Genomic DNA, 13,644 nt, shown 5'->3' with positions numbered 1-13,644 from the left:
ACCTTTCGACTTTGACAAAAGTCAGTTTATAGCTTAAGCTTAAAAGTTTAAGGCTATACAAACTACGCTGCCTACCAGTCATAGTTAGTGTAGCCATTAATAACTTTTATCCTGGTACTAATGTCAGAAGTCTACTCTTGAGGAGACACAGCGGTGCTGAAAACTATTTTGGTGGCTCTGGACGATTCCGATATAAAAGATAAAGTAATTGAGACTTTGCAACAATTGATGGTGTCAGAAGACACTAAAGTTATTCTCTCTCATGTATTTCCTACATTAGAATCACAAATAGAAATTCCCGCTGATCGCCCTCTATCAGCTACTCCAGCATTATCTTACTTACAAGTAGAAAAACAGCTACAATCTTACCAAGCGCAGTTAAGCGTCAAAAGCGAACTAGAAATGGTAACAGGCGATCCAGCCGAAGAAATTATTCGCCTTGCCAATATTTATAAAGCTGATTTAATTGTCATTGGCAGTCGTGGCTTAACTGGTATGAATAGAATTGTCCAGGGTTCTGTTAGTGGTGAAGTGGTAGAACAAGCCCCTTGTTCAGTATTAGTAGTAAAACATAAATAAAATTATTCAAATATAGTACATAATATCTATTTTTTGTCTAATTGCTAGTTGCTCACAAAGATCTTGGAGCGTACATTCTTGTAAAACTAAGGATGCTGCTTGATGAGCTTGTTGCCAAACTTCCTCAATCACTTCAATGTCTACTGTTTTAGGAGTGGATTCCTTCTTCACGGCATCTGCCCCTTCCATGCAGTTAAAAACATCTAAAACCGTAATTTTTTGGGGCTGTTGTGCTAAAACATACCCGCCTTTAGCTCCACGCACACTCTTAATTAAACCTCTAATCCTTAAAGTTGCTAGAATCTGCTCCAAATAACGATTTGGTATATTTTGTAGCGCCGCTATTTCTTTGATGTGCAAAGATTCGCCGTCGCTGTAGTGCTTGGCTAGTTCTAACATGGCTAGCATGGCGTATTCAAATTTGTTTGAAAGTTCCATTAGTACGTAATCTCTGACTAGCTAGTTGATTTTACTCTAGGAACTTCTAGTAATAAAAGCAAATGTTTATTTCTATAATTTTGATAAACAAAAATGATTGACTAACAGCAGCTAGTCCCAATCTTGTTGTGCTAGCATTTTGTTGAATGAACGCTCAATCAGTAAATATGCAAGCGAAGAATTCGCGACAGCAGCAAGCGGTCCTGCGGCGTGACCATCTAGTAGATACGGCGTTAGCACTGTTTTCCGAGCAGGGTTATGATGCGACGAGCATCAAGCAAATTGCGGTGGCGGCAGAGGTGGCAGTTGGTTTGCTGTATCACTACTTTCCGAGCAAGAGCGCGGTTCTTAGGGCGGTCTGTGAGCGGCACAGCTTTTTGCCGGAACTACGCAAGCTGCTTTTGGTGGAGCATGGCGAGACGACGATGCTTGTTCTGCAAGACGTGGCAGAAAGCTTTTCAGCCCTGATCGATCGCAAGGAGGCGTTTTTTCGCCTTATGGTGCGCGAAAGCCAGAGTGACCCCGAAGTCGCAGCCTCTCTGCACGCCGTCGTGGAAGAAGGCATCGGAGCGTTGGGGGCTTATCTGGAAACGCGAGTTCAGGTCGGGGAGTTGCGTCCCCACGATACGACCCTGACAGCCAGAATGCTGCTTGGAACTGTGTTTACCACGCACTTGGCGCGTCTGCCAACTCGGCCGTGGGCAGAACTGGTTGCTCAATTGCTGCACGGTATCAGTACTCACCCTGACCAAGGCTGACTTAGGAAGAGGTTAAAACTATGGAGACAACGATCAAAACGGACGTCATCATCGTCGGTGCAGGCCCAACCGGGCTAACGCTTGCTGTGCAACTGATTCGTTACGGCATCGACTTTGTGATCTTTGACAAAAAAGAAGGTGTCACTGATTTATCAAAGGCTCTGGTCGTTCACGCACGCACACTAGAGATTTACGACCAGGTTGATCTGGCGCAAAAAGCAGTCGTTGGCGGCGAGATCGTGCAAAAAGGTGACCTGATGCACGACGGCAAAATTAGCGCCCACCTTGATTTTTCGGACTTCGGCGGACGGCTCAGCCCTTTTCCTTTTTTCCTCGTTTTTGAACAAAGCAAAAACGAACGTCTTCTTTACGAGTATCTCCGGCACAACGGGAAAGACGTTCAGTGGCAGACCGAAATAGAAAGTTTGACGCAAGATGCAGACGGCGTGAAAGCGGTTCTCAAAGCCGCAAACGGTGAAACACAAACCATTGAAGCCCGATATTTAGTGGGCTGTGACGGCGCGAGCAGTCCGACGCGGCATCTCCTCAATCTCCATTTTGAAGGTTCGACTTACCCGCGCCTGTTTTACGTCGCGGATGTGGAGATGGAGTTCCAAGCGGAAGAGGCAACGTTCAATGCTGCCTTGGGGCACAACTCGTTTGTGCTGATCGTTCCCATGCAAGGCGAGAAGCATTGGAGGCTGATCGGTAACCTGCCTGAATACAACGACCAAGTTGATCGAGAAGTGACCTTCGATGAAGTCGAAAACAAGGTCAAGCAATTGGTACAGTGGCCACTGGAGATTACTACTGTGCGCTGGTTTTCGACTTACAAAGTGCATACTCGTCGCGCCGATAAGTTCTCCATCGGCAGATGCTTTCTTACCGGTGATGCCGCGCATATCCACACCCCTGCAGGTGGTCAGGGAATGAATACGGGTATTCAGGACGCTTATAATCTGGCTTGGAAGATTGCGTTTGTTTTGAAAGGTTATGCCGGGGATGCGCTGCTCGAAAGTTACAATGAGGAACGTCTGGCGAATGCGAAACGGCTGTTGCAGACCACAGACCAGTTTTTTGATGTCGCGGCAGGCGATCAGTGGTATTTGCGATTTTTCCGCGACAACATTCTGCCGAGCCTTGCCAGTTTTGTGACGCGCTTTGATGCGGCAAAAGAGTTCCTCTTTCCGATGGTTTCTCAAATCGGACTCAACTACCGCGACAGTTCTTTAAGTTGGCATCAGGGCGATCGCTCGTTTCATATCAAAGCCGGAGACAGGATGCCGTATTTTCTGGTAGACGGCGCAAACGTGTACGACAAACTTCGCGCTCCCAAATTCCACCTGCAAGTTTTCTCCGACGGGGAACACAGCTATGAAGGTTTGCAGCGCTTAATCGAAAGCGAATACGGCGACTTGATCGATTTCAACGTCATTCCCCTTTACCCCCACGTCGTAGAAATCTTCGGCACCAACCAGCCTTTCAAAGTGCTGCTTAGACCCGATAACTACATTGGATTTATCTCCACGGACTTCTCTTTGGACGATCTCAAAGCCTACTTCAATAGGTTTGTCAGGCATTCGTAGACGCGGTGCACGCTTGTTTGGTGAGCGCGATCGCGCTCAACCCTAGTTGCCATGTTCCTCCAACCAAGCCTCCAAATCAGCTGTGTAAGAAAAATCCCACAACGCTTCATTTAAATCTTCCAACTGTGCAGTGGTAAGCTTTTGAATCCGCGCTTGTAAATCAGGGTTGAGTGTACCGAAGCAGCGCGTTACCACACGCATAACCATTTTTACCGCCTCTTCCTGCCTTCCCTCTTCTAAAATATCTTGGAAAATTACCGACTCGCGCATAACTTCTTCCCGAAAAAGATTACGAATTAAACTTTTGCTAAACCTCAACCCAGCAAATACCTGAGTACAAGCTGCAATATCCTGGCGTTGTTCTGTTTCTTCTATGTTACTAATCTCTTGGGCTACCCGATAGAGCAATTGTGTAGAATCCTGTGCAGCACATAGCGGTGCTAATGGCAGCAATGCTGGTTCCTTTAGCAATGGTATTGGGGTTTGCTCCCACATGCGGATTACTTGATAACTATGTCTGGTTGATTCAAGTTGGAACAGGTTTTCAAACACTGCTGGATTAGTGGTTGGTTTTAGCCATATCAGTATTTGTGTCACTGGTAAACTGTATTGCCAATGTAAGCGCACCCAATAATTTAACATCCGCAACGGTATCGGTTTACCAGTAGTTGGCACACGTACCTGAAATTCTAAATGTAAAATTCTTGATTCGGTGCGTAAAAATGTCACTGAATCGGCACGAATTGGCTCTAAGCTCAACTCAGTTTTTAGTACTTCTACCCTAGTTGTAGGTTCGTCTAATAACCAGCTAGCAAATTGAACGGGATATTTTTCTGCTAGGTACTTACACAAATTATCAAATTGCATTCTCAATCAAGGATTTAAAAAATCTAAATGTTTGTCGCTAAGTAAGTGTAACTCCTCTAGAGAGCCTCGTATTTTCACTTTACCGTGAGCTAGTAGCACAATATTTACAATGCTGGCTTAATTGTGATTGGTAGTTGCGGGTTAACTGGTATTGGGTGAATTGTTCAAGGTTCTAGAGTAGTGAAGTAGTGTAAGAAGTCGATTGTGAGCGTGTTATTAGTGAAACCAAGATCGGCTATTAAGTATATTTCTCGTTCCCAGGCATGAGCCTGGGAATGCAATTGGCGGAGGCTCTGCCTCCGGTCGATCAACTGGTGGAGGCACTTAAGAGGCGTTCCCAGCTAGAAGTTGAGAACGAGAGCAGGAAAAATTGTGCTACAGTCTTAGTAATAAGTTTAACAAGCTTAGTCTGGGTGCATCGTGATGAAGATGCTTTTTGAGGTAGCATTTTGGTTCAGAATACCAGACACAAAATTTTTGTAGTAATTGCGGTTGCATTTTTATGCATTTCATGCACATTGCTTCTACCTAGTACAGCATGGGCGCAACCATTTACTGACGCTAATATTGCTCCATTAATCGAGAAGTTAAAAACTGACAATGAATGGGAACGGGAAAACACGATTAAGATGTTGAATCAAATAGGTTCTCCAGCTACTCCCGCCTTAATCGAAGCATTAAAAGATCCGAATGTGCAAGTTCGCCGACGTGCTGCTTATGCGCTAAGTCAAACCGATCCAGCGTTAGAAGCTGACGTGATCTCCGACCTGCAGGCTACACTTAAAGATTCAGATAAGTACGTGCGTATTAGTACGATCAAAGCTTTGGGGCATCATTTTCCTGTGGGAACCATAAGACCTATTCTTATCCACGATCTGCGGACTGCACTCAAAGATCCAGAAAAGTACGTGCGTATCAGTGCTATTGAAACCTTGGGCTATATTCACGCTAAAGACGCTATCCCTGACTTCCTCACAGCGCTGAGAGACTCAGATAAGTATATACGTATCAGTGCTGCCCAAGCTTTAGGCGGAATTGTTAGAAACAATTCCAAGGATCTTACAGAAGAGGAAGTTAAAGCCATTGTCTCTAACCTTCGCACTGCTTTAAAAGATCCAGAAAAGTACGTGCGTATTAATGCCGCCAAAGCTTTAAGCAGTTTGACAGTGGGAATCAAAGCTAAAGCTGCTGTTATAGACCTCAGCGCTGCTTTCAAAGACCCAGAGAATGAGGTGCGTATAAGTGCTGCTCAGGCTTTGGGTGAGATTATTAGGGGCATTTATAATGATTCTTTAAGTAACTTTTATGAACAGTTAAACTTTGGTTTAAAAACCAAAGAAGTTATTCTACAGCTACGGGCTGGTTTGAAAGACTTAGAAAAGGAAGTGCGTAAAATTTCTGCTCAAGCTTTGGGAGAAATTAGTAGCGCAAGTCTTTACCGTGACCCCTATGAATTACTTAGATTCGGTGCAAAGAACGAAGACGTTGTTTCCGACTTAAGCGCGGCTCTTAAAGATCTAGAAAAGGAAGTGCGTATAAGTGCAGCCAATGCTCTGGAAGAGATTGGTCGTAGCATTGCTCGATATCCTCAAGATAGCATCGGTGCCAAAGCCGCTAATAATACTGTCCCAGCACTTAGTAAGGCTCTCGAAGACTTAGATAAGGATGTGCGTATTAATGCTGCTAAGGCGTTAGGGCAAATTGGTAAGAAAGCTAAAGATACTTTCCCAATACGTAGCAATGCTGTTCCAATACTTAGCGCTGCTCTCAAAGACTCAGAGAAGGAAGTACGTATTAGTGCAGCCGAGGCTTTGGGTGAAATTGGTGCGAAAGCCAAAGATGCTGTTCCAAATCTTCGCGCTGCTTTTAAAGACTCGGAGAAAGAAGTGTGTATTACTGCAGCCAAGGCTTTGGGCAAAATTGGTATGGAAGCTAGAGATGCTATTCCTGACCTTCGCGTTGCTCTTAGTGACCCAGATATAAACGTGCGAATCAGTGCTGCCTATGCTTTAGGTGAAATGGGTGCGGAAGCCAAAGACGCTATTCCTGAGCTTAGCGCTGCTTCCACAGGGCAGGAGGGTGTATATTGGCGTACTGTGCAAATTCTGGAGGAAATAGCTCTCAGCCTTAAGAAAAAAGCACAAACACTACCTACATCAGACTTGGAAAAGGTTATATCGAATTTAGAGGCAGCATGGTCAGCTTTAGATATCTCAGAAGACGATTACATCGGGAGTAAGTTTAGTGATAACGACTATTATCTGCTACCTGCCAAGCGGGGCCTATCAGTATTGAATATACGTCTATCCCTCGAAATTCTAAAAGCTACAAGAGATTCTCGTCTCTTTAATCAGAAGCTTAGAAATCAATGGTTATGGGCAACGGGGATTTACCTTATCTCACTCCCAATTCTTTGGCTATTACTTCTTTGGTTACGGCGACGCAAGTCAATGCGGTTCGGTTAAGCGTTGTTTGTGACAATTTCCGACATGTAGAGACGCGAAATTTCGCGTCTCTACAGAGGTTTCTGTGCGATTTAAATCTCTGGCAAACTTGGTAAAGCTAAAGCTACTATTTTGTTGCCTTCCAATCTTCAATAGCTGCAAGTGCAACATTGAAATAAGGATTATCCAAAGACTCTTTTAGTGCTTCCCTTCCAGCAGCTTGTAAAGCACTCACAATCCGTTCTCTTTTCGGTTTAGAAATTGAGGCAGAAAGGTAAGCCTTCTTTTCTTCATCAGTTGCTCTAGGATTGTTACTTTCTAATTGATCTAGCAATTTCTGAATCTCCTTTGCGGCTTGGTCAAGAGTTTGCTTTTGCTCAGAAACATATGTGATATTTTGATTATTTTGTTGATTTCCTAAAACCTTGTCACCTACATTACCAACAGGACCATGAAAATTATAGTTAGAACCTTCGGACATTTTCTCTGAACCTCCAGATTGTTTTTCAAGAGACTGACTGAATAAATCAAATAAAAGATTAATTTGGCTACTTTGAACACCATCCCTTTCTTGATATTGTAGAGCCAACTTCTTGCATCCAGCTTTATACCACTGTAATAAGTCACCCTTTATTTTGGCTTTATCTGTGTTATGAGAAATCCTAATTTTGACATTAACTAAGCTATCTTCCTGATTGTCAATACTTTGAATAACTAGTTGAGCATCTTCATTGGCAATTTTTATATTGTTGAATGCGTAGGTAAATGCTTTCCAATTAACAACATCTTCCCAAGCAATATCAACAATGTTGATATTGTCTTGAAACAGCTTAATCAATTCTCCAGGTGCAAATTCTCCATCAGTAGGACGGCGTTCACATTGATTTGATTTAAGATAAACATATTGACAATCAACTTGGTTCAGCTTTGTAGTTTCATCAATTTTCCATTCCTCTAAACAAGCTCCCGTTAGCTTGGCATTCGTAAGATCTGTACCAATGGCATTTACTTGAGAGAGGTTTGCTCCCTCCAAATTTGCTCCTTTAAGTGTAGCTTTACTAATATCAGCTTTACTCAAATTAGCTTCACTCAACTTTGTATCTTTAAGGTTAGCTCCTTTGAGATTATCCCCTGAGTAATCTTTGTGTTCACCTTTACCATTAACAAGTAATCTTCTAATAGAACTTTTAGCAAGTACAGTATCAGTTACCCTAGCATAGTCAAGACCTTTGACGTGATGAAAACAAGTTTGAGTAAGAATAGCTGTGCCGAAACGCTTACTTATAAAGTTTGTATTGTCGAGAGTTGCTTGAGTGAAGTCAGCATTAGTCAAATCAGCGCCACCAAAATTTGTACCTATTTTTGTAGCAAAATTAATAGCAACCTTTAAAATAATACTATTATCTTGTTGGTATTCATAAATACTGTTAGTAATTGATATACTAAATAGAAATAACGCAATATATCTTGGTAAGTGCCCAAGAAAATAACCATCGAAACTTGTACATACTATAAAAAGCACTGATGTGATTAAAAGCTCATTTATTTTTTCAATAAAAATTAATAAAATAAAAAATGTTAATACTATTAATACTAATGATAGTAAGCCATCAAAATAGGGAATTGGTAATTTATCAGCTTTAAAGCTATATACACATATAGTAGAAATTATAACAAATATATTTAACGAGTAAATACCGCCGATCAAACAAGATACAATTAACAAACTACAATATAAAATTAGATATAAATAACTATTAATAATGTTAATAATAAGAAATATAATTATTCCAATTAATCCAGTAACAGTAAATATGACAACAAAATAAAAAGCGCCAAATAAAGCAATAAATAATTCTTCTAGAGGAGGATAAAAAAGTAAAATAACTACAAAAATACAAACAAGAATACAGACCAAAATTGTACATAATTCTCCAAAAGTTGAATCACGAAAGCCTTCATGGCAAGTGACAAGTAAAAGGTATTCCAATACTACAATTGCTACCACACCAGCAAAAATGTCAGCAAGGTTACTGCTGGTTAAAAATGCTCTTATTGAAGTACTAGGATAACTTACTAAAAACGCTGGTAATGCAAGCAGTAAGCATAAAGCAAATGTTAGAGTAATTGCCGATCTAGATTGTATTCCAGCTTTAGCATCTGTAAAGTTAACGCCTTTGAGGTTAGCGTTAGTAAAATTTGCTCCTCTGATATCCGCGCCACTAAAATCTGCACCGGAAAGATCCTTATTCCTAAAAGATTGACCTTGGAGATTTTCACCTCTAAAATCTCTTCTCCCATTTGCGTATTGCTTCAGAACCTCATAAGCCTTCATGAGCTTGCCTCTTACTACTTTTGAGCGTCACATACAAAACCTAAAGTAGCGATGTCTGACGACAAGCCGCTTTGCGGCTACGCACCCTTTACACGCCATTTCAACCTAGAATGGCGTACATTAGCTTTATCCTGTTTTTAAGTATAACTTAGCACATACTTGATTGCCAAGCATGGTTCCAGTAATTCAGGTTATTTAACTGGAAGCTAAAAGGAGCCTATCCATTGACATCGGCTATAGGCGAAAAAGTAATTGCACTTGCCTTGATTACCGTGTTTCTGTAACCAAGCCACCAAATCAGCACAGGAGGAAAAATCCAACAAAGCCTCTCTTAAATCTCTCAACTGTGGGGTGGTAAACTGGCGGACACGTGTTTGCAAATCAATGTCAAGTGTGCCGAACAGGCACGTCAATTGGCTTATAATCTATGTTTGCGCCTCTAGTTGTCTACCTTCTTCTAAAATGTCTTGGAAAATTACTGACTCGCGCATAATTCCTTCCCGAAAAATATTACGAATTAAACTTTTGCTAAATCTCAACCCAGTAAACACCTGAGTACAGGCTGCAATGTCCCGACGCTGTTCTAATTCTTCTATATTACTAATCTCTTGCGCTACCCGATAGAGCTAGGTACTTACACAGATTGTCAAATTGCATTTTAGGATCTGGTGGCGGAGGCACTTAAGAGGCATTCCCAGTTAGAAGCTGGGAACGTTGTTTGGTGAGCGCGATCGCGCTCAACCCTAGTTGCCATGTTCCTCTAACCAAGCCGCCAAATCAGCTGTGTAAGAAAAATCCACAAACAACGCCTCATTGAAATCTTCCAACTGTGCGGTGGTAAGCTCGCGAATACGTAATTCTAAATTAGAGTCAAATGTACCAAATCGGTGAGTTGCCACACGCAAGACTATTATTGTAGCCTCTAGTTTTCTTCCTTCTTCGATAATGTCTTGAAAAATTAATTACCAATTCGCGCATAACTTCTATTGTTCGTAGTTCTCACTTACCCCAGGTGCAATCGCACTTAGTGGTAGCAGTTCTAGGGGATAGCTGGGAGTGCGTAGACGCTCATAGAGCTGCTCCTGCCTAAGGCATTGCTTTCCCTCGCTTTAAGGAACTCAAAAAAACAGCGCCTAAAACAGAGCAGTTACTGAGAATTCGCATAAACTAGTATTAAGCAATAGTCAATTAACTAGCGTAACCAACCAAGAGCGCATATCACCTTTGTTATCAGGAAAGCTTACCGACTACCCCTACCCTAGTACCCGACGAGTCATTATGGGTACGAGGGGTGCTGTAGCGACAAGTCAGCCACTGGCTGCTATGGCTGGAATGGAGATGTTATGTTCTGGAGGGAATGCAGTGGATGCTGCTTTAGCAATGGCTGTAGCCCTTACCGTAGTAGAACCCACCGCCAACGGTATTGGTTCAGACGCTTTTGCTATAGTTTGGGATGGGCAACTGCATGGCTTAAATGGTTCTGGTAAAAGTCCTCAAAATCTGACCTTAGAAGAGTTTTCTGGACTGAATGCCGTGCCGGAAATTGGCTGGCGTGCCGTTACCGTACCAGGAGCAGTTTCAGCATGGCGGACTTTGTGGTCGCGTTGGGGACGCCTGCCGTTTGAGCAGTTATTTGCACCAGCAATTCGATATGCTGAGCAAGGTTTCCCCGTTTCGCCAGTAACATCACTTCTGTGGAAGCGTGGAGAAAGCATTTTTCTACCTTTGAGGAGTCCTGAATTTACACCGTTCCAAGAAGTATTTTTTCCTAACAACAGAGCACCAGCAGCAGGAGAAATTTGGCATTCCCAGGCTCATGCCGAAACACTGCGAGAAATTGCTACCACTGGTGGTGAAAGCTTCTACCGAGGTAAACTTGCCGAACGCATAGCCAACTTCGCTGTAGATACTGGCGGATACTTGAGCGCAAGTGACTTAGCAGCACATCAAACCGACTGGGTGACACCAATCTCAACTAACTACCGAGGAATTACAGTTTGGGAGCTACCACCTAACACCCAAGGCATTGCTACTTTAATAGCCTTGAATATCCTCTCTGGCTTCGATTTGTCCCAAATGGGGCGCGAATCACTTCAAAGTTATCATGTGCAAATTGAGGCGATGAAGCTTGCCTTTGCTGATTTGCATAGGTACATTGCTGACGAGCGTTTTCTGCAAGTACCTTTGGCGCTGCTTAATTCCTTAGATTATGCAGCTTCTCGTCGCTCTTTAATTGGAGAAAACGCGCTCCTAACAGCTTCCCCAGGATTACCAAAAGGCGGAACTGTTTATCTGGCAGCGGCGGATGGCGAATTGATGGTATCTTTGATCCAATCTAACTATATGGGTTTTGGTAGTGGCATTCTTCCTGCAGGTACTGGGATTGCGCTGCAAAATCGAGGATACGGGTTTACTTTAGAATCAGGACATTCCAATCAGCTAGCACCAGGAAAGCGTCCGTTGCATACAATTATTCCTGGTTTTTTGACTCAAGACAATCAACCGATTGGACCATTTGGTGTTATGGGTGGAGCAATGCAGCCTCAAGGACATTTGCAAGTGGTAGTTAATTTGGTTGATTATGCTATGAATCCCCAAGCTGCTTTGGACGCTCCTAGATGGCGATTTGTGTCAGGTTCTACAGTTCTTTTAGAGTCAACTGTAGCTTCTGATATTATACAGGCGTTAGCTAAGCGCGGTCACGATGTTCGGCTAAGTCCAGAGGGATTTTTTGGTCGGGGTCAGATTATTTGTAGGCAAAATCAAGTGCTGATCGCTGCCAGTGAGTCTCGTGCTGATGGGTTGGCTATTGCTTGGTAAAACTACCCTCACTCATGCGCTGTCAAAATCAATTAGCGCAAGCGTTCGCTCCCCGGTCTTTTTGTGATTGCAATCAGCTGAAATCACCCAAAATCGTTAGAACTAGGGCGATCGCAGTCAATAATTCCGGTTCAAAGTGGTAGTCCTATCAGCTTCAAGGTTAGATCCAAAGTAGAGGTGGCTCAATTCTGCCAAGGAAACATCGGTCTTTTGTTGTGGATTACGGAAGTAGGGATGAATTGGGAGGAGGTCCGCCCTTGGGCGTGCCTTTGGGGAGAACAGAATCTGCTCGATCAGGGTCAGGTAGTTTTGGGCGGTACTTTCCCAGGTGTACGTCTTCAGCACTCGTTGCTGAAGAGCTTTGGCAAAATGCTCCCACTCATGAGCATTGCTTAGCAACCGCTCCAAGCCCCGCGCAATATCAGCAGGGTCTTCTGGGTCAACAAGTACGCCATATTCCCGATCTCCCTCTCGCAGGCTCTCGCTGGGGCCACCGTTCTGAGTTGCTACCACTGGCAACCCCGCCGCCGCCGCTTCTAAGGGAGCCAAGCCAAAGGGTTCATAGAGCGCGGTCAGCGCAAACACAGACCCTCGTTTAGCCATAAACCGATAGGTCGCTGCCAGTGACTCTTGCGATTGCTCTGACAAGCCAAAGGCACTGATCTTACCCCACAAGTTGTTTTCTTCGACCACCTCCCGAATAGGGGCTAATACCTCAAGTTCTGTCTGGTCGTCGCTTGCCGACTCTCGCAGCGGATCGTCCAGCCCCCCTGTAAGTAGCACCAAGTTGGCTCGTTCCTGAAGCTCCGGACTCATTGCATAGGCTTGCACCAGCCCTAATACGTTTTTTTTAGGTTCTAATCGACTGGATGCCAGGATGGCGGGCAAATCCCGACGTGGCTGGGCAATGTCCCGTGCCAATCGCTCCTGAATGAGAAGTATGGTAGCTTCCTCGTTTTGGGAGCGTGCCTGGGTACCGAAGATGGAGAAATCTGCTCCTGGTGGAATCACCGCATAGCGGTTATCGTTTTCTACGTCCACTGCACCATGATACACTTGATGAGAGTACTGTTCAAAGCGTTCCTGTCGTGTACTGGTAATATTGATAGCCGAGCGATTCATGCTCAGGCGTTCGGCTAAGATGCGGTATCTAAAATGGAATTGCTCGTCTATTTGGGTCAGATTCTCTGGAGTGACCTCCAGTTTGTCCATCTTTTGCGCACCCAGAGAATGAGCAGTAAAGGTGAAAGGTATGCCTGTCTCCTCCTCAATCAGAACGCCGCACAGTCCACCATCGCCATAGTGGGCAGTCATAGCATCGGGAAACCCACCCTGCTGTTGATAAAATTTTAGGATGTTCGGTATCCAATCAGTAACCAGATGGGGCCATAAAAACTCTTTAGGCAAAAATTCTTTTGGTCCTGCTGGTAATCTGATGATGCGGACGTTATCGATGCCTGGATAAGTGTCAAACCCTTCAGCAAACTCCGGCCACACCGGGTCAATGATTTGGCGGGTGAGAATATCAACTTTGTGACCCTTTTGAGCTATTGCTATGGCGACTTGCTTGACGTAGATCAGCTGACCCCCAAAATCGGGATGTTCCGTTATATGACTATTGCCTGAATCAAAGTTGCCCTGAGGGTTGAGAAATCCAATGTGCATTGCCCACTTCCTAATACAGGTTGATTTCCACGTTTAGACGCCATCAAAAAGTAAGTCTTCGGGCTTTCATGGATGCCCGAGGTCGTACACCCAGAAAGAGCGAGCGCATTATCCTTAAGTTAATCGCTACTGCGGCTCGCTCACATATACCG

Annotated in this window: 11 protein-coding genes; 5 read left to right on the top strand and 6 right to left on the bottom strand. The window is 43.8% G+C overall.

What is annotated here, in order from left to right:
- Positions 1–153: 153 nt before the first annotated feature.
- Positions 154–579 carry a universal stress protein gene (locus tag ICL16_RS22875; RefSeq protein WP_190832346.1) on the top strand — a complete coding sequence of 142 codons (426 nt, stop codon included), beginning with the start codon at positions 154–156 and terminating at the stop codon, positions 577–579.
- Between the two features lie 6 nt (positions 580–585).
- Here ICL16_RS22875 and ICL16_RS22870 read toward each other — a convergent pair whose 3' ends face one another.
- Positions 586–1,017 (bottom strand): RrF2 family transcriptional regulator, encoded by a 432-nt coding sequence (locus ICL16_RS22870; protein WP_190832344.1) that lies wholly within the window; start codon positions 1,015–1,017, stop codon positions 586–588.
- A 146-nt stretch (positions 1,018–1,163) separates the two neighbouring features.
- Here ICL16_RS22870 and ICL16_RS22865 point away from each other — a divergent pair, with 146 nt between their 5' ends.
- Both ICL16_RS22865 and ICL16_RS22860 read left to right on the top strand, forming a co-directional pair.
- Positions 1,164–1,775: a TetR/AcrR family transcriptional regulator gene (locus tag ICL16_RS22865; protein ID WP_190832343.1), complete on the top strand. Its 612-nt coding sequence runs from the start codon at positions 1,164–1,166 to the stop codon at positions 1,773–1,775.
- A gap of 20 nt (positions 1,776–1,795) precedes the next feature.
- Positions 1,796–3,361: an FAD-dependent monooxygenase gene (locus tag ICL16_RS22860; RefSeq protein ID WP_190832341.1), complete on the top strand. Its 1,566-nt coding sequence runs from the start codon at positions 1,796–1,798 to the stop codon at positions 3,359–3,361.
- 42 nt (positions 3,362–3,403) lie between these two features.
- Here ICL16_RS22860 and ICL16_RS22855 read toward each other — a convergent pair whose 3' ends face one another.
- The gene (locus tag ICL16_RS22855) at positions 3,404–4,228 is read right to left on the bottom strand and encodes a DUF4351 domain-containing protein (protein ID WP_190832339.1); all 825 of its coding nucleotides are present in this window, start codon (positions 4,226–4,228) and stop codon (positions 3,404–3,406) included.
- Between the two features lie 518 nt (positions 4,229–4,746).
- On the opposite strand from ICL16_RS22855, the gene ICL16_RS22850 reads away from it, so the two are divergent.
- Positions 4,747–6,693, top strand: coding sequence for a sister chromatid cohesion protein PDS5 (locus ICL16_RS22850; protein ID WP_190832337.1), 1,947 nt, complete (start codon positions 4,747–4,749; stop codon positions 6,691–6,693).
- Between the two features lie 106 nt (positions 6,694–6,799).
- On the opposite strand, the gene ICL16_RS22845 is transcribed toward ICL16_RS22850, so the two are convergent.
- The 3 genes from ICL16_RS22845 to ICL16_RS22835 form a co-directional block, all read right to left on the bottom strand.
- A complete protein-coding gene (locus ICL16_RS22845) occupies positions 6,800–9,007 on the bottom strand; it encodes a pentapeptide repeat-containing protein (RefSeq protein ID WP_190832335.1) in 2,208 nt (735 codons plus the stop codon).
- A gap of 206 nt (positions 9,008–9,213) precedes the next feature.
- Positions 9,214–9,420, bottom strand: coding sequence for a DUF4351 domain-containing protein (locus ICL16_RS22840; RefSeq protein WP_202895663.1), 207 nt, complete (start codon positions 9,418–9,420; stop codon positions 9,214–9,216).
- 330 nt (positions 9,421–9,750) lie between these two features.
- A complete protein-coding gene (locus ICL16_RS22835; RefSeq protein WP_337907106.1) occupies positions 9,751–9,951 on the bottom strand; it encodes a DUF4351 domain-containing protein in 201 nt (66 codons plus the stop codon).
- Between the two features lie 280 nt (positions 9,952–10,231).
- On the opposite strand from ICL16_RS22835, the gene ICL16_RS22830 reads away from it, so the two are divergent.
- Positions 10,232–11,827: a gamma-glutamyltransferase family protein gene (locus ICL16_RS22830; protein ID WP_202895661.1), complete on the top strand. Its 1,596-nt coding sequence runs from the start codon at positions 10,232–10,234 to the stop codon at positions 11,825–11,827.
- A 117-nt stretch (positions 11,828–11,944) separates the two neighbouring features.
- Here the strand turns inward: ICL16_RS22830 and ICL16_RS22825 are convergent, their stop codons facing one another.
- Positions 11,945–13,492: a glycosyltransferase gene (locus ICL16_RS22825; protein WP_190832333.1), complete on the bottom strand. Its 1,548-nt coding sequence runs from the start codon at positions 13,490–13,492 to the stop codon at positions 11,945–11,947.
- Positions 13,493–13,644 lie beyond the last annotated feature (152 nt).

The organism is Iningainema tapete BLCC-T55, from assembly GCF_014698965.1.
Classification (GTDB): Bacteria; Cyanobacteriota; Cyanobacteriia; order Cyanobacteriales; family Nostocaceae; genus Iningainema; species Iningainema tapete.
The sequence above is the reverse complement of the archived record's forward strand: the minus strand, read 5'-3'. Positions and strand labels throughout refer to the sequence as shown.

What these genes read in the sequence shown, in the direction of transcription:
- ICL16_RS22860 (WP_190832341.1), top strand. Translation starts at nt 1,796, where the DNA reads ATGGAGACAACGATCAAAACGGACGTCATCATCGTCGGTGCAGGCCCA.
- ICL16_RS22845 (WP_190832335.1), bottom strand. Translation starts at nt 9,007, where the DNA reads ATGAAGGCTTATGAGGTTCTGAAGCAATACGCAAATGGGAGAAGAGAT.
- ICL16_RS22865 (WP_190832343.1), top strand. Translation starts at nt 1,164, where the DNA reads ATGAACGCTCAATCAGTAAATATGCAAGCGAAGAATTCGCGACAGCAG.
- ICL16_RS22825 (WP_190832333.1), bottom strand. Translation starts at nt 13,492, where the DNA reads ATGCACATTGGATTTCTCAACCCTCAGGGCAACTTTGATTCAGGCAAT.
- ICL16_RS22870 (WP_190832344.1), bottom strand. Translation starts at nt 1,017, where the DNA reads ATGGAACTTTCAAACAAATTTGAATACGCCATGCTAGCCATGTTAGAA.
- ICL16_RS22855 (WP_190832339.1), bottom strand. Translation starts at nt 4,228, where the DNA reads ATGCAATTTGATAATTTGTGTAAGTACCTAGCAGAAAAATATCCCGTT.